This window comes from Streptomyces sp. NPDC031418 (assembly GCF_055581605.1).
In genome coordinates this window covers 1-18,606 of sequence record NZ_JBVIJC010000024.1, presented here as the reverse complement: position 1 = coordinate 18,606, position 18,606 = coordinate 1, and the positions used below count along the sequence as shown (strand labels likewise).

Sequence of the window (18,606 nt, the reverse complement as noted above, 5' to 3'; positions counted from 1 at the left end):
TCGTACGTTGATTGAATCAACATTGACAGAAAAAGCGTCAAGCGTGGACAGTCGAATCAACTTTAGGGAGGAGAATCATGGCCATCAACAGGGCTGCAACCCCTCTTGTCGACGTACCGCGCGGCCTCGCCGGCGTCGTCGTCACCGACACCGAGATCGGTGACGTCCGCGGACGCGAGGGCTTCTACCACTACCGTCAGTACTCGGCCGTCGAACTCGCGCAGAGCCGCGGCTTCGAGGACGTCTGGCATCTCCTGGTGCACGGCCGGCTCCCGGACGCCGAGGGCCGCGCCGCCTTCGCGGCCGAGACCGCGGCACTGCGCCGGCTGCCCGACGAGGTCGGGGCGGCGCTGCCCGCGATCGCGGCGGCGAGCCGCCTCTCCGGCCCGCTGGCGGGCCTGCGCACCGCGCTGTCCCTGCTGGGCGCGGCACACGGCTTCCGGCCTGTCTACGACCTCGACGCCGACCGGCGCCGGGCCGACACGCTGGTCGCGTGCGCGGCCGTACCCACGCTGCTCACCGCGCTGTACCGCCTCGGCCAGGGCCTCGAACCGGTCGAACCGCGGGCGGACCTCTCGTACGCGGCCAACTACCTGTACATGTTGACGGGGTCGGACCCCGAGCCGCGACGGGCCCGTGCGGTCGAGCAATACCTCATCTCAACCATTGACCACGGGTTCAATGCATCAACCTTCACCGCCCGTGTCATCGCGTCCACCGGCGCCGACGTGGCGGCCTGCCTGACCGGTGCCGTCGGTGCCCTGTCCGGACCGCTGCACGGAGGCGCGCCCAGCCGGGCCCTGGACACCCTGGACGCCATCGGCACCCCGGACCGGATCGACCCCTGGATCCGCGAGCGGGTGCTCGCCGGAGACCGGATCATGGGCTTCGGCCACGCCGTCTACCGGACCGAGGACCCCCGCTCCCGGATGCTCCGCGAGATCGCCCTGGGCTTCGGCGGGGCGCGGGTGGAGTTCGCCGTCGAGGTCGAGCACCGGGTCGAGGCGATCCTCGCCGAGCTGAAGCCGGGCCGCGAACTCCACACCAACGTCGAGTTCTACGCCGGCGTCGTCATGGAGCTGTGCGGCCTGCCACGGGAGATGTTCACCCCCACCTTCGCGGCGGGTCGCGTCGTGGGCTGGAGCGCCAACATCCTGGAACAGGCCGCCGACCCGAAGATCATCCGCCCGGTGGCGCGGTATGTGGGCCCGGAGCCGCCGGTCGCGGTCCCCGCCGCAGGCTGACGCCCAGCGCGCTCAGGCTCCTTCAGGGTGCACAGGACCCACGTCCCCGGCGCCCTCCTATCCTGGACCGGCAGCCGGTCCGCAGGAGACAGAGGAGAGGTCGCCCATTGGGGAACAGCTTGGCGCACAGCCAGGACAGCACGCACAGCCAGGACAGCAGCCGCAGCCCGGAGCAGAGCCGTAGCCCGCAGCAGATCCCGGTCGTCGTGCTCGCCGGTTTCCTCGGCTCCGGCAAGACCACCCTCCTCAACCATCTGCTGCACCGCAGCGGGGGCAGCCGGATCGGGGCGATCGTCAACGACTTCGGAGCCATCGAGATCGACGCGATGGCCGTCGCGGGCGCGCTCGGCGACTCGACCGTCTCGCTCGGCAACGGCTGCCTGTGCTGTGCCGTCGACGCGAGTGAACTCGACGTCTACCTGGACCGGCTCGCCGCGCCCGCGGCCGGCATCGACGTGATCGTCATCGAGGCGAGCGGGCTCGCCGAGCCCCAGGAACTCGTGCGGATGGTGCTGGCCAGCGAGCACCCCAGGGTGGTCTACGGCGGCCTGGTCGAGGTCGTCGACGCCGCCGAGTTCGACGGCACGCGCGCGCAGCACCCCGAGATCGACCGGCATCTCGCCCTCGCCGACCTGGTCGTGGTCAACAAGCTCGACCGGGCCACCGATGCCGACCGCGTCCTCGGCCTCGTCCGCTCGCTCACCGACCGTGCCGCCGTCGTGCCCGCCACCTATGGGCGCATCGACCCCGAGTTCCTGTTCGACTGCCGGCCCAGTGAGGAGCGGATCGGGCAGCTGTCCTTCGACGACCTGCACGAACACACCGGTGACGAGGAGCACGCAGGTCATCTCCACACCGGCTACGACAGCCTGTCCTTCGCCTCCGAGCAGCCGATGGAGCCGCGCCGGCTCATGCGCTTCCTGGACAGCCGGCCCGACGGGCTGTACCGGATCAAGGGCTATGTCGACTTCGGGCCGTACGACACCCGCAACCGGTACGCCGTACACGCCGTCGGCCGGTTCCTGCGCTTCTACCCCGAGCCCTGGCCGGCCGGGGACGCCCGGGGCAGCAAGCTCGTGCTGATCGGCTCCGGCATCGAGACGGACGCCCTCGGCAAGGAGCTTAAGGGGTGCGTGAACGACGCCCCACACGCCGACGAGCACGGCATGTGGGGCGTCCTGCGCTATGTGCAGGGCTCCGAGGAGGAGCCAGGCGCCGACGCGTACCAGAACGCCGGCGCCGAGGCGTACTAGAACACCGGCCCCGCCACCACCGACACCGTCTTCGGCAGCGAGGTGCCCGAGCCGTCGCGGCGCGGGTCCAGCTCCGGCAGCTCCGCCGGGGAACCGTTCTTCTGCGCCGCGCGCGCGGGAGCCGGGCCGGCCCAGGCCAGCGCCAGACAGTCCTCGCCCTTCAGGAACCGCTGGCAGCGCACGCCACCCGTGGCCCGGCCCTTGCGTGGGAACTGGTCGAACGGGGTCAGCTTGGCCGTCGTCTGCACCGAGTCGTCCAGCGTGCCGCGCGAGCCCGCCACGGTGAACACCACCGCGTCGGTGGCCGGGTCGACCGCCGTGAAGGAGATGACCTTCGCGCCCTCGGTGAGCTTGACGCCCGCCATACCGCCCGCCGGGCGGCCCTGCGGACGGACGATGGAGGCCTGGAAGCGCAGCAGCTGGGCGTCGTCCGTGATGAAGACCAGGTCCTCCTCGCCGGTGCGCAGCTCCACCGCGCCGACGATCCGGTCACCCTCCTTGAGCGTGATGACCTCCAACTCGTCCTTGTTGGACGGATAGTCGGGCACCACCCGCTTGACCACACCCTGCTCGGTGCCGAGCGCGAGGCCCGGGGAGGACTCGTCCAGCGTGGTCAGGCAGACCACCGTCTCGTCGTCCTCCAGGGAGACGAACTCCGCCAGCGGCGCACCGCCCGAGAGGTTCGGCGCGGCCGCGGTGTCCGGCAGCTGCGGCAGGTCGACCACGTTGATCCGCAGCAGCCGGCCCGCCGAGGTCACGGCGCCGATCTCGCCCCGCGCGGTCGCCGGGACCGCCGAGACGATCACATCGTGCTTGACCCGCCTGGCGCCCTCCTCCTGCGCGAACGGCTCGGCGGTCGACGTACGGGCCAGCAGGCCCGTCGAGGACAGCAGCACCCGGCACGGGTCGTCGGCCACCTGGAGCGGCACCGTGGCCGTCGGGGCACCCGCGGACTCCAGCAGCACCGTACGCCGGTCGGTGCCGAACTTCTTCGCCACCGCGGCCAGTTCGGCCGAGACCAGCTTGCGCAGCTCCGCGTCGGAATCCAGGATCCGGGTCAGCTCCGCGATCTCCGCGGTGAGCTTGTCCTTCTCCGCCTCCAGCTCGATGCGGTCGTACTTGGTGAGCCGGCGCAGCGGCGTGTCGAGGATGTACTGCGTCTGCACCTCGCTCAGCGAGAACCGCTGCATCAGGCGCTCCTTGGCCTGCGCGGAGTTGTCGCTGGACCGGATCAGCCGGATGACCTCGTCGATGTCGACGAGCGCGGTCAGCAGACCCTCGACCAGGTGCAGCCGGTCCCGCTTCTTGCCGCGGCGGAACTCGCTGCGCCGGCGGACCACGTCGAAGCGGTGGTCGAGGTAGACCTCCAGCAGCTCCTTCAGGCCCAGGGTGAGCGGCTGGCCGTCCACCAGGGCGACGTTGTTGATGCCGAAGGACTCCTCCATGGGGGTCAGCTTGTACAGCTGCTCCAGGATCGCCTCGGGCACGAAGCCGTTCTTGATCTCGATGACCAGGCGCAGCCCGTGTTCGCGGTCGGTGAGGTCCTTGACGTCCGCGATGCCCTGGATCTTCTTCGCGTTGACCAGGTCCTTGATCTTCGCGATGACCTTCTCGGGGCCGACCGCGAAGGGCAGTTCGGTGATCACCAGGCCCTTGCGGCGGGCGGTGACCGCCTCGACCGAGACGGTCGCGCGCATCTTGAAGGTGCCACGGCCGGTCGCGTACGCGTCGCGGATGCCGGCCAGCCCGACGATCCGGCCGCCGGTGGGCAGGTCCGGGCCGGGGACGTGCCGCATCAGCGCGTCCAGGTCCGCGTTCGGGTACTTGATCAGATGCCGGGCGGCGGCGATGACCTCGCGCAGGTTGTGCGGCGGCATGTTCGTCGCCATGCCGACCGCGATGCCGGAGGCGCCGTTGACCAGCAGGTTCGGGAAGGCGGCGGGCAGGGCCACCGGCTCCTGCTCCTGGCCGTCGTAGTTGGGCGTGAAGTCGACGGTGTCCTCGTCGATCGACTCCGTCATCAGGCCCGTCGCCTCGGCCATCCGGCACTCGGTGTACCGCATGGCGGCCGGCGGGTCGTCGTTGCCCAGCGAGCCGAAGTTGCCGTGGCCGTCGACGAGCGGCAGGCGCATGGAGAACGGCTGCGCCATGCGCACCAGGGCGTCGTAGATCGACGCGTCGCCGTGCGGGTGCAGTTTGCCCATGACCTCGCCGACCACGCGGGCGCACTTCACATAGCCGCGGTCGGGACGCACGCCCATCTCGTTCATCTGGTACACGATCCGGCGGTGCACCGGCTTGAGACCGTCACGGGCGTCCGGCAGGGCGCGCGAGTAGATGACCGAGTAGGCGTACTCGAGGTAGGAGCCACGCATCTCGTCCACGACGTCGATGTCGAGGATCTTCTCCTCGTACGAATCGTCGGGCGGCGGGGTCTTCGTGCTGCGGCGGGCCATCGCTGCCGGCTCCTCCTGATCGGTTCGCTCGCCTACGGGACGCGCACCCCTCGGCTCGCTCGTGCTGCTGAAGCGGTTGACGGATCTGTCGCGGACCATTGTGGACCGTGCCACCGACAACGCGGGCACGGCCCGGTCCGTGCGGTCCCGGCCGGTGCCGGTGAGCCGCCGCGCGGCGCGCGTGTCGCAGGCTACGTGATCCGCTGTGGGCGTACGTCCCGCGGGAACTTCGCCGGGCCCCCGCACGCTTTGCATACAGTGGCAGGACCGGCAGGAAAAGCGCGGTTTCCACAACCGCCTCCGCTCGCGAAGGGACGTACATGCCCATGGGTCACACGACCACAGCCGAGGCAGGCTCCGGGGGCCTGACAGCGACCGAGCACCGCCTGGCCAACGGTCTGCGCGTGGTGCTCTCCGAGGACCACCTGACCCCCGTGGCGGCGGTCTGCCTCTGGTACGACGTCGGCTCCCGCCACGAGGTCAAGGGGCGTACCGGCCTGGCTCACCTTTTCGAGCACCTGATGTTCCAGGGTTCGGCGCAGGTCAAGGGCAACGGTCACTTCGAGCTGGTGCAGGGCGCCGGCGGCTCGCTCAACGGCACCACCAGCTTCGAGCGCACCAACTACTTCGAGACCATGCCCGCCCACCAGCTGGAGCTGGCCCTGTGGTTGGAGGCCGACCGCATGGGCTCCCTGCTGGCCGCCCTGGACGACGAGTCCATGGAGAACCAGCGCGACGTCGTCAAGAACGAGCGCCGTCAGCGCTACGACAACGTGCCCTACGGCACCGCCTTCGAGAAGCTGACCGCCCTCTCCTACCCGGCGGGCCACCCCTACCACCACACGCCGATCGGCTCGATGGCGGACCTGGACGCGGCCACCCTGGAGGACGCCCGCCAGTTCTTCCGCACCTACTACGCGCCGAACAACGCGGTGCTCTCCGTGGTCGGCGACATCGACCCGGAGCAGACCCTGGCGTGGGTCGAGAAGTACTTCGGTTCGATCCCGTCCCACGACGGCAAGCCCGCCCCGCGCGACGGCTCGCTGCCGGACATCATCGGCGAGCAGCTGCGCGAGGTCGTCGTCGAGGAGGTCCCGGCGCGCGCCCTGATGGCCGCCTACCGCCTCCCGCACGACGGCACGCGCGCGTGCGACGCGGCCGACCTGGCCCTGACCGTGCTCGGCGGCGGCGAGTCCTCCCGGCTGTACAACCGTCTGGTGCGCCGCGACCGTACGGCCGTCGCGGCCGGCTTCGGCCTGCTGCGCCTGGCGGGCGCCCCCTCCCTGGGCTGGCTGGACGTGAAGACCTCCGGTGACGTCGAGGTGCCGGTCATCGAGGCCGCCATCGACGAGGAGCTGGCCCGGTTCGCCGAGGAGGGCCCCACGCCGGAGGAGATGGAGCGCGCCCAGGCCCAGCTGGAGCGCGAGTGGCTGGACCGGCTCGGCACGGTCGCCGGCCGCGCCGACGAACTGTGCCGGTACGCCGTCCTGTTCGGCGACCCGCAGCTCGCCCTCACCGCCGTCCAGCGCGTCCTGGAGGTGACCGCCGAGGAGGTCCAGGAGGTCGCCAAGGCCCGGCTGCGCCCCGACAACCGCGCGGTGCTGGTCTACGAGCCGCTGTCCGCCGAGTCCGCCGAGCACACCGAGGAGGCGGGGCGCGGCGAGGACCCGGAGCAGGAAGCCACCGTAGAGGCCGGTAACGAGAACGAGGAGACGGCCAAGTGACCGAGCTCGCCACCATGGAGTTCCACCCCCAGCCGCAGCCGGGCGAGGCCAGGCCGTGGGCGTTCCCGGCCCCGGAGCGCGCCACGCTGGGCAACGGCCTGACCGTGCTGCGCTGCCACCGCCCCGGACAGCAGGTCGTCGCCGTCGAGGTGCTGCTGGACGCGCCGCTGGACGCCGAGCCGGCCGGCCTGGACGGCGTGGCCACGATCATGGCGCGGGCCTTCTCCGAGGGCACCGACAAGCATTCCGCCGAGGAGTTCGCGGCCGAGCTGGAGCGCGCGGGTGCCACCCTCGACACGCACGCCGACCACCCGGGTGTCCGGCTCAGCCTGGAGGTCCCGGCCTCCCGTCTGGCCAAGGGCCTCGGCCTGCTCGCCGACGCGCTGCGCGCGCCCGCCTTCGCCGAGAGCGAGGTCGAGCGGCTGGTCCGCAACCGCCTGGACGAGATCCCGCACGAGCTGGCCAACCCCTCCCGGCGCGCCGCCAAGGAACTCTCCAAGGAGCTGTTCCCGGCGACCTCGCGCATGTCCCGGCCGCGGCAGGGCACCGAGGAGACCGTCGAGAAGATCGACGCGGCGGCCGTGCGCGCCTTCTACGACCGCCATGTGCGCCCCGGTACGGCCACCGCGGTGGTGGTCGGCGACCTCACCGGTGTCGACCTGGACGCGCTGCTCGGCGACACCCTGGGCGCCTGGACCGGCACCCCGGGCGAGCCGCGCCCCGTGCCGCCGGTGAGCGCCGACGACACCGGGCGCGTGGTGATCGTGGACCGGCCCGGCGCCGTCCAGACCCAGCTGCTCATCGGCCGGGCCGGCTCCGACCGGCACGACCGGGTGTGGCCCGCGCAGGTGCTCGGCACCTACTGCCTGGGCGGCACCCTCACCTCCCGCCTGGACCGCGTCCTGCGCGAGGAGAAGGGCTACACCTACGGCGTGCGCGCCTTCGGACAGGTCCTCAGGTCGGCTCCGGACGGCACGGGCGTGTCGATGCTCGCGATCAGCGGCTCGGTGGACACCCCGAACACCGGCCCGGCCCTGGACGACCTGTGGAAGGTGCTGCGCACCCTCGCGGCGGAGGGCCTGACCGACGCCGAGCGGGACGTCGCCGTGCAGAACCTGGTCGGTGTGGCGCCGCTGAAGTACGAGACGGCGGCGGCCGTCGCGAGCACCCTGGCCGACCAGGTCGAGCAGCACCTGCCCGACGACTTCCAGGCCACGCTGTACCAGCAGCTGGCCGCGACGGGCACGGTGGAGGCCACGGCGGCCGTCGTGAACGCCTTCCCGGTGGACCGCCTGGTGACCGTGCTCGTCGGTGACGCTGCGCAGATCAAGGCGCCGGTCGAGGCGCTCGGCATCGGCGAAGTCACCGTGGTGGCGGCCGAGTAGCCGAACGCCGCGCGGCGGCCGGGCACGGCCTGGCGGCAGTGCACGGGCGTGGGGCCCTGACGACCTACGGGCCGTCAGGGCCCCACGGCATTCCCGGCTGTTGCACCGTGTTCCCCAGATGCCCGGTTTGGGGCGGAGGTTGCCCGTCTGCCCTGTGGGATGCACTACAAAAACGGTGATCTGTTTGGGGTTTGACTTCGCCGCCCCTTAGCGTCGTCCGGGCTGTTCGTCGGTAGACAGTGCGCCGCGCCCGCGGCACCGGACAGCCATCGCCGAGTCCCCGTACGGCGCGAGCCAGGGGAGCCGGGGACCCACAGCAGTCCCTGGGGTGAATCGGACGCCCGCGCGTGAGCGAGGGGGTCCGTAGGAGACCTTCCTGCTCCGAACCCGTCAGCTAACCCGGTAGGCGAGAGGGAAGGAAAGGAACAGCCACTTCATGGCGTTCATGTGCGCCACCGGGAAGCACCGCAAGCCCGGCCGGGTCAAGCGCACCACCGCTCAGGCGGCCGGTGTCGCGGCCCTCACCACCACCGGGGTCATCGGCACCCTCGCGGCCTCTCCGGCGCTCGCCACGGAGAACTCCGTCGAGCAGACCGGCCTCACCCCGGTCCTCACCGTCAGCGACGACGTCGCCCGGCACATCGACGCGCAGGCGGCCGCCCAGAAGGAGGCCGCGCAGCAGCAGGCGGTCGAGCGGGCGGCGGCGCAGAAGGCCCAGCAGGAGCGCGTGGCCGCGGCCCGTGCCGCCCGCGCGGCCGAGCGCGCGCGGCTGAACGCCTTCGTCGCGCCGATAGCGCACTCCTACGTCTCCACGGGCTACAAGGCCAGCAGCTCCCTGTGGTCCTCCGGCTCGCACACCGGCATCGACTTCCACGCGGCGACCGGCACGCCCGTGCTCGCGGTCGGCTCCGGCACCGTCGTCTCCACCGGCTGGGGCGGCGCGTACGGCAACCAGATCGTGATCCGGATGGCCGACGGCATGTACACCCAGTACGGGCATCTGTCGTCCATCGGCGTCACGGTCGGTCAGAAGGTCACCCCGGGCCAGCACATCGGGCTGTCCGGCGCGACCGGCAACGTCACCGGACCGCACCTGCACTTCGAGGCCCGTACGACCCCGGAGTACGGCTCCGACATCGACCCCGTCGCCTACCTCCGCACGCACGGTGTGAACGTCTGACCCGGCCTCGCCCGGCATCGGCGGCCCCGGCCCATCGGCCGGGGCTTTCGCCGTTTTTCGCAGTGTCCGCCTGATCCGCTGTCCAAAAAATATCCCTGGATTCCGGCCCGCCATCGGAAATTCCGGCTCATTGCAATAGAGTCACGGAACACACGTCCATCGTCGACGTTTCACGGGGATTAAGGCGGAGGTCGGTCATGCGTATTCCGGCGCACTCGGTGTGCACGGCCATCCGGGACGACATCGTCGCGGGTGTCTACGAGCGCGGCGGCCGCCTCACCGAGGATGTCCTGGCCCGCCGCTACGGCGTTTCCCGGGTCCCGGTCCGCGAGGCGCTGCGGACCCTGGAGGCCGAGGGCTTCGTGGTGACCCGCCGGCACGCGGGCGCGTGCGTGGCCGAGCCGACCGAGCAGGAGGCCGCCGACCTGCTGGAGATGCGGATGCTGCTGGAGCCGCTCGGGGCGGCGCGGGCCGCGCAGCGGCGCACCGAGGCCCATCTGAAGGTGCTGCGCGGCCTCGTCCGGCTGGGCCAGGAGCGGGCCCGGCGAGGTCACAGCGAGGATCTGCGCTCGCTGGGGGGCTGGTTCCACGAGACGCTCGCCCAGGCCTCCGGCAGCCCCTCGCTGACCTCGATGCTCACCCAGCTGCGGCACAAGATCGCCTGGATGTACACGGTGGACGCCACGCCGAGCCCGGTGGACTCCTGGGCGGAGCACGGCGCGATCGTGGACGCGGTGGCGCGCGGCGACGGCGAGCGCGCGCGTGCGCTCACCGCCCTGCACACCGAACGCACCACGGCCGCGCACCGCCTCCGTTTCTCCGCCGCGGCGGAACGTGTGAGGACTTCGCAACACGCCGTAAACACGCCGAGCCTGCGGCATTAACACGGACGCCGTATACAAAGAAGAGTAATTCGGTGGCAGTGTATTTCCGCTGCCCGAATTACGGTGTGCTCGCATCGTCGCGGAAAACGAAGGAGCCGCGCCGCCCGGAAAAGGGCGGCGCGGCTCCGGCATTCAGTGGGCCGATGTTCAGACCGTTTCGGGCAGCTCTTCCAGGCCCTCGGCGACCAGCTTGGCCAGCCGGTCCAGGGCGGCGTCCGCGCCCTCGGCGTCGGAGGCGAGGACGATCTCCTCGCCGCCCTGGGCGCCCAGGCCCAGGACAGCCAGCATCGAGGCCGCGTTGACGGGGTTGCCCCCGGCCTTGGCGATCGTCACCGGGACGCCTGCGGCCGTGGCGGCTCGGACGAAGATGGAGGCGGGGCGGGCATGGAGGCCCTCGGCCCAGCCGACGTTGACGCGGCGCTCAGCCATGTGTTGCTGCCCTTCGGAGTTCAGGGTTGTCTAGACCAGTTTCCCATATCGTGAAGCGTGCCCGGGGCGGACCCGCGCCCACCCCGGTGTGTCCCCGGACCGCGGCCTCGGTCCGGGTTTTCGTCCTCCACAGACTGCCTCGCGCCGTTGTCGTACGCGAGCCGTACTCTGGGGCCCATGCAGACCTCGGCGGACCGGCACGGCCGGTACGAGTACCCCGCCCACTGGGAGGCGGACGTGGTGCTGCGCGACGGAGGTACCGCGCGCATCCGGCCCATCACCGTTGATGACGCCGACCGCCTGGTCAGTTTCTACGAGCAGGTCTCGGACGAGTCGAAGTACTACCGCTTCTTCGCGCCGTACCCACGACTGTCCGCCAAGGACGTCCACCGCTTCACGCACCACGACTTTGTGGACCGGGTGGGGCTCGCCGCCACTGTCGGCGGCGAGTTCATCGCCACCGTACGCTATGACCGCATCGGCGCCGACGGTATGCCCGCCTCCGCCCCCGCCGACGAGGCCGAGGTCGCTTTCCTGGTGCAGGACGCCCACCAGGGCCGCGGAGTCGCCTCCGCGCTCCTGGAGCACATCGGCGCGGTCGCGCGCGAGCGGGGCATCCGCCGCTTCGCCGCCGAGGTGCTGCCCGCCAACACCAAGATGATCAAGGTGTTCACGGACGCCGGGTACACCCAGAAGCGCAGTTTCGAGGACGGCGTCGTCCGCCTGGAGTTCGACCTCGAACCCACCGACCGGTCCCTGGCCGTCCAGCGCGCGCGGGAACAGCGCGCCGAGGCCCACTCGGTACGCCGGCTCCTGGTCCCCGGTTCCGTGGCGGTCGTGGGCGTCGGCCGCGCCCCCGGCGGGGTCGGCCGCAGCGTCCTCGGCAACATCCGCGACGCCGGCTTCCCCGGCCGCCTGTACGCCGTGAACCGGGCCTTCCCCGAGGATCTCAAGGAGGTCGACGGCGTGCCCGCGCGCCGCTCGGTGCGGGACATCGAGGGCCCTGTCGACCTCGCCGTGGTCGCCGTACCGGCAGAGCACGTGCCCGGGGTGGTCGCCGAGTGCGGGGAACACGGCGTCCAGGGACTCGTCGTGCTCTCCGCCGGATACGCCGAGAGCGGGACCGAGGGACGCGAACGCCAGCGGGCGCTCGTCCGGCAGGCGCGCACGTACGGCATGCGGATCCTCGGCCCCAACGCCTTCGGGGTGATCAACACCGCCCCCGGCGTCCGGCTGAACGCCTCCCTGGCGCCCGAGATGCCCCGCCCCGGCCGCATCGCCCTGTTCACCCAGTCCGGCGCCATCGGCATCGCCCTGCTGTCCCGGCTGCACCGGCGCGGTGGAGGGGTGACCGGGGTGACGGGCGTGTCCAGCTTCGTGTCCGCCGGCAACCGCGCCGACGTCTCCGGCAACGACGTCCTCCAGTACTGGTACGACGACCATGACACCGACGTCGTCCTCATGTATCTGGAGTCCATCGGCAACCCGCGCAAGTTCACCCGGCTCGCCCGGCGCACGGCCGCCGCCAAGCCGCTGGTCGTGGTGCAGGGCACCGGCACGGCGCCGCAGGGCCACGCGGTACGGGCCACCCGGCTGCCGTACGCGACCGTCTCCGCGCTGCTGCGGCAGGCCGGGGTGATCCGCGTCGACACCATCACCGAGCTGGTCGACGCGGGCCTGCTGCTCGCCCGGCAGCCGCTGCCCGCCGGCCCGCGCGTGGCGATCCTCGGCAACTCCGAGTCGCTGGGCGTGCTGACGTACGACCGCTGTCTGGCGGAGGGGCTGCGGCCGGCGCGGCCGGTGGACCTGACCACGGCGGCGACGGCGGAGGACTTCCACCGGGCGCTGGGCGCCGCGCTGGCGGACGACACGGTCGACTCCGTCGTGGTGACGGCGATCCCCGCGATCGGTGAGGGGTCGCCGGGGGACGCGGAGCTGGCGGAGGCACTCAGGTCGGCCTCGGCCGCGGTGCCGGGAAAGCCGGTCCTGGTGGTGCACGTGGAACTGGGCGGCCTGGCGGAAGCGCTCTCGGCCGCGACGAGCACGGCCCCCCAACCCGCAACACCGGCACCCGGCACCGAGGCCGCCTCATCGGCCCCCGGCACCGCGCCGCGGGCCGTGGCAGTGGGGCAGGGCACCGAGGCCGGTGCCGCGAGCACCGCATCCGAGCCCCCCGGCGCCGAGCGCGTCGCCCAGGAGCCCCGCCGTCCCTCCGGCCGCCCGCCCGTCGCGGAACCAGGTGCGCCGCCCACCGCGGGAGCGGAAGCGTGGCCCACCGCGGGACCAGGTGTGCCCCCCACCGTCGGAGCGAATGCGCGGCCCACCCCGGCGGCGGACGCGCCGCCCACCACGGGAACGAATGCGCGGCCCACCCCCGGAGCGGCTGCGCCGCCCAGCCCAGTCGCGGATGCGCCTCCCCCGGCCGGCCCAGCTGTCCCCCCGCCCGGCCCGGTCCTCCCCGACGACGGCCGTCTCATTCCCGCCTACCCCGCCGCCGAGCGTGCCGTGCGGGCGCTCGCCGAGGCCGTGCGGTATGCGCAGTGGCGGCGGGAGGCGGCCGATCCCGGGAAGGTGCCCGAATACGACGACATCGACGAGAAGGGGGCCGCCCGGCTCATCGGGGAGCTGCTCGCGCGCGGGGAGGGCCTCACGATCTCCGAGGCGGAGACCTGCGAGCTGCTCGGCAGGTACGGCATCCCCGTGCGCCGGGCGCTGCCCGCGCCCACCCCGGACGCCGCCGCCGAGGCCGCCCGCACCCTCGGCTACCCGGTCGCCCTGAAGGCCACCGCCCCGCACCTCAGGCACCGCGCGGACCTCGGAGGGGTCCGGCTGGACCTCGCCGGCGAGGAGGAATTGCGCCGGGCGTACGCCGAGTTGACCGAGCTGTTCGGAGCGCCGGAGGAGCTGCGCCCGGTGGTGCAGGGCATGGCACCGCGCGGCGTCGACACCGTCGTACGCGCCGTGATCGACCCGGCGGCCGGGGCCGTGCTGTCCTTCGGGCTCGCCGGGGCCGCCTCACAGCTGCTCGGGGACATGGCGCACCGGCTGATCCCGGTCACCGACCGGGAGGCCGCCTCCCTGGTGCGGTCCATCCGCACCGCCCCGCTGCTCTTCGGCTGGCGCGGGTCCACCCCCGTGGACACCCCCGCGCTGGAGGAGCTGCTGCTGCGCGTCTCCCGGCTGGTGGACGACCACCCGGAGGTGGTGGCGGTCACCCTGGAACCGGTCGTCGTCGCCCCGCACGGCGCGAGCGTCCTCGGCGCCACCGTACGGCTCGCACCGCCCCCCGCCCGCGACGACCTCGGCCCGCGCACACTGCCGGCGTACTGACCCGCCGCCCGCGACCGGGACGGCCGGCGAGGCTCTCCGGGGAGCCGCCGGGAACCGCCCCGAGGCCCCGGAGCGCGCCCGCGCGGCCCGCCCCGGGTCTGTACGACTGTCCCGGACCCCCCTTGCCCACGGACTAGGATGGACGCCATGGCCAAGACCAGTACGACGACCCAGGGGCTGCGCGCGGCGATCGAGCGCAGCGGCTACTACCCGGCCCTCGTGGCCGAGGCGGTGGAGGCCGCTGTGGGCGGCGAGCCCATCCGGTCGTACCTGGTCCACCAGGAGACCACGTTCGACCAGAACGAGGTGCGCCGGCACGTCACCGTGCTGGTCCTCAGCACCAACCGCTTCATCGTCAGCCACACCGACGAGCAGGCCGCCGACAACACCTCCCCGACGCCGTACGCCACCACCTCCACCGAGTCCGTGAAGCTCGACCGGATCTCGTCGGTCGTGGTCAGCCGTGTCGTCGCGAACCCGGAGCAGTACACCCCGGGCACCCTGCCCCGCGAGGTCGTGCTGACCATCGGCTGGGGCGCGGTCAACCGCCTCGACCTGGAGCCCGCGGCCTGCGGCGACCCCAACTGCGACGCCGACCACGGCTACACGGGCAGCTCCACGGCGGACGACCTCAGCCTGCGCGTCAGCGAGGCGGGGGACGGCCCGGAGACGGTGCGCCAGGCGCTCGCCTTCGCGCAGGCCATCTCGGAGGCGACCGCGGACATCGCCCGCTGATGTCCCAGCTCTCCGCCTGGGACCACCCGGAACCGCTCGCCCTGGACACCGCACCGCTGCCCGAGTACGGCACCGGCTCCCTCGCCGACCTGCTGCCCACGCTGGCCGCCGGGATGGGCGTGCCCGGCCTGACCGCGACCATCCCGGAGCTGACCGCGGCCGACCGGGTCTGCGTCTTCCTGATCGACGGGCTCGGCTGGGAGCAGCTGCGTGCGCACTCCGCCGAGGCCCCCTTCCTGACCTCCCTGCTCGCCGGCTCGCGCGGCGGCACCGGCCGCCCGCTGACCGCGGGCTTCCCGGCGACCACCGCGACCTCCCTCGCCTCCGTCGGCACCGGGCTGCCGCCGGGCGCCCACGGCCTGCCCGGCTACACCGTGCGCAACCCGGCCACCGGCGCGCTGATGAACCAGCTCCGCTGGCAGCCGTACACCGACCCGCGCCCCTGGCAGCCGTACCCGACCGTCTTCCAGCTGGCCCACGAGGCCGGGGTGCACGCCGCCCAGGTCTCCTCGCCGCTGTTCGAGAACACCCCGCTCACCAAGGTCGCGCTCAGCGGTGGCACCTTCCACGGCCGGCTCACCGGTGAGGAGCGCATGGACCTCGCGGCCGCGCAACTCGCCGCCGGGGACCGCTCGCTGGTGTACACGTACTACTCCGAGCTGGACGGCGCGGGCCACCGCTACGGCGTCGCCTCCGACACCTGGCGCGGCCAGCTGATGTGCGTGGACCGGCTCGCCCAGCGCCTGGCCGAGCAGCTGCCGCCGCGCAGCGTGCTCTACGTCACCGCCGACCACGGCATGGTGGACGTGCCCTTCGACGAGGAGCACCGCCTCGACTTCGACACGGACTGGGAGCTGCGCGCCGGGGTCGCCCTGCTGGGCGGGGAGGGCCGGGCACGGCATGTGTACGCGGTGCCGGGCGCCGAGAACGACGTACTGGCCTGCTGGCGCGAGGTGCTCGGCGAGCAGTTCTGGGTGGCCTCGCGGGACGAGGCGGTCGCGGCGGGCTGGTTCGGGCCGCGGGTCGACGACCGGGTCCTCGCGCGCCTCGGCGATGTGATCGCGGCCGCGCACGACGACGTGCTGATCATCGCCTCCGAGCGGGAGCCGAAGGAGTCCGCGCTCGTCGGCAACCACGGTTCGATGACGCCCGCCGAGCAGTTCGTCCCGCTGCTCGAAGTACGCTCCTGACCCTTCCCACCGCTGTGACCTCTCACCGAAAGGTGCTCAACTCCTCATGCCCGAGCTGGTGTTCTTCTCCGGAACGATGGACTGCGGGAAGTCGACGCTGGCTCTCCAGATCGAGCACAACCGCTCCGCGCGCGGCCTCGTCGGCATGATCTTCACTCGGAACGACCGCGCGGGCGAGGGCAAGCTGTCCTCGCGGCTCGGGCTGGTCACCGACGCGGTGGAGGTCGCGGACGACCAGGACCTGTACGCGTACATCGTCGACCACCTCTCGCAGGGCGGCCGGGTGGACTACGTGATCGCGGACGAGGCGCAGTTCCTCGCCCCCGAGCAGATCGACCAGCTCGCGCGCGTGGTGGACGATCTCGGGCTGGACGTCTACGCCTTCGGGATCACCACCGACTTCCGCTCCAAGCTCTTCCCCGGCTCGCAGCGGCTGGTCGAGCTGGCGGACCGCATCGAGGTGCTCCAGGTGGAGGCGCTGTGCTGGTGCGGCGCCCGCGCCACGCACAACGCCCGCACGGTCGGCGGCGCGATGGTGGTCGAGGGCGCCCAGGTGGTCGTGGGCGACGTCAACCAGTCCGCCGGCGAGGTCGGCTACGAGGTGCTGTGCCGCCGCCATCACCGGCGCCGGATGACCGCCGCGTCCTCCCACGCGGCGGCCCTCTCCCCGGACGTCCTGCCGGTCCAGCCGGCCTGATCGCGCAGCGGCTCAGCGCGGGTTCTGGAGCACCGAGAAGACCGCGCCCTCCGGGTCCGCGACCGTCGCGACCCGGCCGTGCGCGCTGTCGTGGGCCGGGCTGAGCACCCGGCCGCCGAGGCCGGCGACCTGCCGCAGCGCCGCGTCGGTGTCGGCGACCTCGAAGTACGTCTGCCAGTGCGGGCCCCGGTCCCGGGGCAGGGCGTGCCCCACGCCGTGCAGACCGGCCACCGGACGGCCGCCGACGCGCAGCGTGACGTAGTCGAAGCCGGGGGAGACCATCGGCTCCTCCTCGTAACCGAACACCGTCTCGTAGAACTTGGCGACGCCCTCGGTCTCGAAGGTGAGCAGCTCGTTCCAGGCCGGTGTGCCGGGCACCCCGGTGATCGCCGTGCCCAGATGCGCGGAGCCCTGCCAGATCCCGAACACCGCCCCGGAGGGGTCGGCGGCGATGGCCATCCGCCCGGCGTCGGCCGCGTCCAGCGGGCCGACCGCGACCGTGCCCCCGCACAGCCGGACCGCGTCCGCCGTCCGGTCCACGTCGTCCGAGGCGAAGTACGGCGTCCAGGCGATCGGCAGCCGGTAATCCGGCGGCAGCTGGCCCATGCCGGCCACCTCGTGCCCGTCGAGCAGCGCCCGCACATACGGGCCGAGCTGCTGCGGGCCCGGCCGGAACTCCCAGCCGAACAGCTCGCCGTAGAACTCCTCGGTGGCGGTCAGCCCGTGCGCCATCAGGCTCACCCAGCAGGGTGCGCCGGGCACGCACCACGCGTGCGGACCGGCCGACTCCCGTGCCTCGGTCATCGATCACTCTCTCCTCGGCCCCTCGTGGGGGCCGTGTCGCTTCCGCTCCCCGGAAGGGGTGTCCACGCGGCTCGCGTGTCCGCCCGTGCCGGTGCCCGCATCCTCTCCGGTGCCGCGGGCCCTACCGCGCCGCGACCCGGCGGTGTATCCGGGAGAATGCCAGATCTGCCGTCTTTCGCCGCTCTCCTGAGGATGGCCGGCGGCTGCCTGTTCGGCTGTACAGCACGTGCTCGATCCCCTACGCCTCGTGATCGAGGTGTCGGCGGAGCAGAGTAGCCGGACCTGGACGCCGAGGCCACCCCTGGCGTATGGATGGACGCCATGACAGCCATCATCACCGCAACCGATCTGGCCCACGAGCTGACCGCGCAGACCCCGCCCGTGCTGCTGGACGTCCGCTGGCAGCTGAGCCTGGCGAAGGCGGCGGGCGCCCCCGCCTTCGACGGCCGGGCCGAGTACGCGGCCGGGCATCTGCCCGGCGCGGTCTACGTCGACCTGGACCGGGAGCTGGCCTCCGCACCCGGGCCCCGGGGCCGGCATCCGCTGCCGGACCTCGCGGAGTTCGGCGCGGCGATGCGCCGCGCGGGCGTGTCGAGGTCCCGTCCGGTCGTCGTGTACGACGGCGGACAGGGCTGGGCTGCCGCGCGCGCGTGGTGGCTGCTGCGCTGGACCGGTCACCCGGACGTGCGGGTCCTGGACGGCGGTCTGCCGTCCTGGCAGGGCGAACTGGAGACCGGGGAACACACCGTGCCCGAGGGCGACTTCACCCCGGAGCCGGGCGCGGTGGGCCTGCTGGACGCGGACGGGGCCGCGGCGCTGGCCCGTACGGGCGTCCTGCTGGACGCGCGCGCGGGGGAGCGGTACCGGGGCGAGGTGGAGCCGATCGACCGGGTCGGCGGGCACATTCCGGGCGCGGTGTCGGCGCCGACCACGGAGAACGTGGGCCCCGACGGCCGCTTCCTGCCCGGCGCGGAGCTGCGCGACCGCTTCAAGGCCCTCGGTGTCTCGCCGGACACCGAGGTGGGCGTGTACTGCGGTTCGGGCGTCTCCGGCGCGCACGAGGTCCTGGCGCTCGCGGTGGCGGGCATCCCGGCGGCCCTGTACGTCGGTTCCTGGTCCGAGTGGTCCTCGGACCCGTCCCGGCCGGTGGCGGTGGGCGCGGACCCGCAGTAGGACAGGGCGAAGCGGGGGGACGCGCGCGTGCCCCCCCCCCCCCCTTCCTCCCCCCCTCCCCCCCCCCCAGGGCCGCGTCTCTTCCTGGCCAACCCCCAGGAGGACATCCGGTGCAGAACAAG

Annotated in this window: 14 protein-coding genes and 1 riboswitch; of the genes, 11 read left to right on the top strand and 3 right to left on the bottom strand. The window is 72.7% G+C overall.

The window, feature by feature from the left end; all coding sequences use genetic code 11:
* Nucleotides 1-77: 77 nt before the first annotated feature.
* A complete protein-coding gene (locus ACZ5CZ_RS30500; RefSeq protein WP_468947514.1) occupies nucleotides 78-1,244 on the top strand; it encodes a citrate synthase/methylcitrate synthase in 1,167 nt (388 codons plus the stop codon).
* Nucleotides 1,245-1,438: 194 nt separating this feature from the next.
* Nucleotides 1,439-2,497, top strand: coding sequence for a CobW family GTP-binding protein (locus ACZ5CZ_RS30495; protein ID WP_468947599.1), 1,059 nt, complete (start codon nucleotides 1,439-1,441; stop codon nucleotides 2,495-2,497).
* Here ACZ5CZ_RS30495 and ACZ5CZ_RS30490 read toward each other — a convergent pair.
* Nucleotides 2,494-4,953, bottom strand: a complete 2,460-nt coding sequence (locus ACZ5CZ_RS30490) for a DNA gyrase/topoisomerase IV subunit A (RefSeq protein WP_468947512.1) — start codon at nucleotides 4,951-4,953, stop codon at nucleotides 2,494-2,496. The genes ACZ5CZ_RS30495 and ACZ5CZ_RS30490 overlap by 4 nt on opposite strands.
* Nucleotides 4,954-5,273: 320 nt before the next feature.
* Between ACZ5CZ_RS30490 and ACZ5CZ_RS30485 the strand changes: the two genes are divergently transcribed.
* The 4 genes from ACZ5CZ_RS30485 to ACZ5CZ_RS30470 all read left to right on the top strand — a co-directional run bounded on the left by ACZ5CZ_RS30485 (nucleotide 5,274) and on the right by ACZ5CZ_RS30470 (nucleotide 10,126).
* On the top strand, nucleotides 5,274-6,677 hold the full coding sequence (locus tag ACZ5CZ_RS30485) for a M16 family metallopeptidase (protein ID WP_385840444.1): 1,404 nt from the start codon (nucleotides 5,274-5,276) through the stop codon (nucleotides 6,675-6,677).
* A complete protein-coding gene (locus ACZ5CZ_RS30480; RefSeq protein ID WP_385840445.1) occupies nucleotides 6,674-8,062 on the top strand; it encodes a M16 family metallopeptidase in 1,389 nt (462 codons plus the stop codon). The genes ACZ5CZ_RS30485 and ACZ5CZ_RS30480 overlap by 4 nt, the downstream gene beginning before the upstream one ends.
* A 260-nt stretch (nucleotides 8,063-8,322) precedes the next feature.
* A riboswitch (cyclic di-AMP (ydaO/yuaA leader) is annotated at nucleotides 8,323-8,486 on the top strand.
* A gap of 12 nt (nucleotides 8,487-8,498) precedes the next feature.
* Nucleotides 8,499-9,242: a M23 family metallopeptidase gene (locus ACZ5CZ_RS30475; RefSeq protein ID WP_385840446.1), complete on the top strand. Its 744-nt coding sequence runs from the start codon at nucleotides 8,499-8,501 to the stop codon at nucleotides 9,240-9,242.
* A gap of 197 nt (nucleotides 9,243-9,439) precedes the next feature.
* Nucleotides 9,440-10,126 carry a GntR family transcriptional regulator gene (locus ACZ5CZ_RS30470; protein WP_385840447.1) on the top strand — a complete coding sequence of 229 codons (687 nt, stop codon included), beginning with the start codon at nucleotides 9,440-9,442 and terminating at the stop codon, nucleotides 10,124-10,126.
* Nucleotides 10,127-10,273: 147 nt separating this feature from the next.
* Here ACZ5CZ_RS30470 and ACZ5CZ_RS30465 read toward each other — a convergent pair whose 3' ends face one another.
* Entirely contained in the window at nucleotides 10,274-10,555 is a 282-nt protein-coding gene (locus ACZ5CZ_RS30465; RefSeq protein ID WP_030563197.1) for an HPr family phosphocarrier protein, read from the bottom strand.
* A gap of 177 nt (nucleotides 10,556-10,732) precedes the next feature.
* Here ACZ5CZ_RS30465 and ACZ5CZ_RS30460 point away from each other — a divergent pair, with 177 nt between their 5' ends.
* The 4 genes from ACZ5CZ_RS30460 to ACZ5CZ_RS30445 all read left to right on the top strand — a co-directional run bounded on the left by ACZ5CZ_RS30460 (nucleotide 10,733) and on the right by ACZ5CZ_RS30445 (nucleotide 16,507).
* Complete coding sequence (locus ACZ5CZ_RS30460; RefSeq protein ID WP_468947511.1) at nucleotides 10,733-13,885, top strand: bifunctional acetate--CoA ligase family protein/GNAT family N-acetyltransferase; 3,153 nt, start codon at nucleotides 10,733-10,735, stop codon at nucleotides 13,883-13,885.
* A gap of 138 nt (nucleotides 13,886-14,023) precedes the next feature.
* Nucleotides 14,024-14,620 carry a DUF5998 family protein gene (locus ACZ5CZ_RS30455; protein ID WP_385840449.1) on the top strand — a complete coding sequence of 199 codons (597 nt, stop codon included), beginning with the start codon at nucleotides 14,024-14,026 and terminating at the stop codon, nucleotides 14,618-14,620.
* Nucleotides 14,620-15,810 carry an alkaline phosphatase family protein gene (locus ACZ5CZ_RS30450; RefSeq protein ID WP_385840450.1) on the top strand — a complete coding sequence of 397 codons (1,191 nt, stop codon included), beginning with the start codon at nucleotides 14,620-14,622 and terminating at the stop codon, nucleotides 15,808-15,810. Before ACZ5CZ_RS30455 ends, ACZ5CZ_RS30450 begins: the two co-directional genes overlap by 1 nt.
* Nucleotides 15,811-15,856: 46 nt before the next feature.
* On the top strand, nucleotides 15,857-16,507 hold the full coding sequence (locus tag ACZ5CZ_RS30445) for a thymidine kinase (RefSeq protein ID WP_385840451.1): 651 nt from the start codon (nucleotides 15,857-15,859) through the stop codon (nucleotides 16,505-16,507).
* A gap of 12 nt (nucleotides 16,508-16,519) precedes the next feature.
* On the opposite strand, the gene ACZ5CZ_RS30440 is transcribed toward ACZ5CZ_RS30445, so the two are convergent.
* Nucleotides 16,520-17,311, bottom strand: a complete 792-nt coding sequence (locus ACZ5CZ_RS30440) for a VOC family protein (protein ID WP_467543140.1) — start codon at nucleotides 17,309-17,311, stop codon at nucleotides 16,520-16,522.
* Nucleotides 17,312-17,632: 321 nt separating this feature from the next.
* Between ACZ5CZ_RS30440 and ACZ5CZ_RS30435 the strand changes: the two genes are divergently transcribed.
* Nucleotides 17,633-18,484, top strand: coding sequence for a sulfurtransferase (locus ACZ5CZ_RS30435; RefSeq protein ID WP_468947510.1), 852 nt, complete (start codon nucleotides 17,633-17,635; stop codon nucleotides 18,482-18,484).
* Nucleotides 18,485-18,606 lie beyond the last annotated feature (122 nt).

Excerpts from the sequence above, each read along its gene's own strand:
- ACZ5CZ_RS30500 (WP_468947514.1), top strand. The coding sequence starts at position 78 with ATGGCCATCAACAGGGCTGCAACCCCTCTTGTCGACGTACCGCGCGGC.
- ACZ5CZ_RS30490 (WP_468947512.1), bottom strand. The coding sequence starts at position 4,953 with ATGGCCCGCCGCAGCACGAAGACCCCGCCGCCCGACGATTCGTACGAG.
- ACZ5CZ_RS30485 (WP_385840444.1), top strand. The coding sequence starts at position 5,274 with ATGCCCATGGGTCACACGACCACAGCCGAGGCAGGCTCCGGGGGCCTG.
- ACZ5CZ_RS30475 (WP_385840446.1), top strand. The coding sequence starts at position 8,499 with ATGGCGTTCATGTGCGCCACCGGGAAGCACCGCAAGCCCGGCCGGGTC.
- ACZ5CZ_RS30470 (WP_385840447.1), top strand. The coding sequence starts at position 9,440 with ATGCGTATTCCGGCGCACTCGGTGTGCACGGCCATCCGGGACGACATC.
- ACZ5CZ_RS30465 (WP_030563197.1), bottom strand. The coding sequence starts at position 10,555 with ATGGCTGAGCGCCGCGTCAACGTCGGCTGGGCCGAGGGCCTCCATGCC.
- ACZ5CZ_RS30460 (WP_468947511.1), top strand. The coding sequence starts at position 10,733 with ATGCAGACCTCGGCGGACCGGCACGGCCGGTACGAGTACCCCGCCCAC.
- ACZ5CZ_RS30455 (WP_385840449.1), top strand. The coding sequence starts at position 14,024 with ATGGACGCCATGGCCAAGACCAGTACGACGACCCAGGGGCTGCGCGCG.
- ACZ5CZ_RS30450 (WP_385840450.1), top strand. The coding sequence starts at position 14,620 with ATGTCCCAGCTCTCCGCCTGGGACCACCCGGAACCGCTCGCCCTGGAC.
- ACZ5CZ_RS30445 (WP_385840451.1), top strand. The coding sequence starts at position 15,857 with ATGCCCGAGCTGGTGTTCTTCTCCGGAACGATGGACTGCGGGAAGTCG.
- ACZ5CZ_RS30440 (WP_467543140.1), bottom strand. The coding sequence starts at position 17,311 with ATGACCGAGGCACGGGAGTCGGCCGGTCCGCACGCGTGGTGCGTGCCC.
- ACZ5CZ_RS30435 (WP_468947510.1), top strand. The coding sequence starts at position 17,633 with ATGACAGCCATCATCACCGCAACCGATCTGGCCCACGAGCTGACCGCG.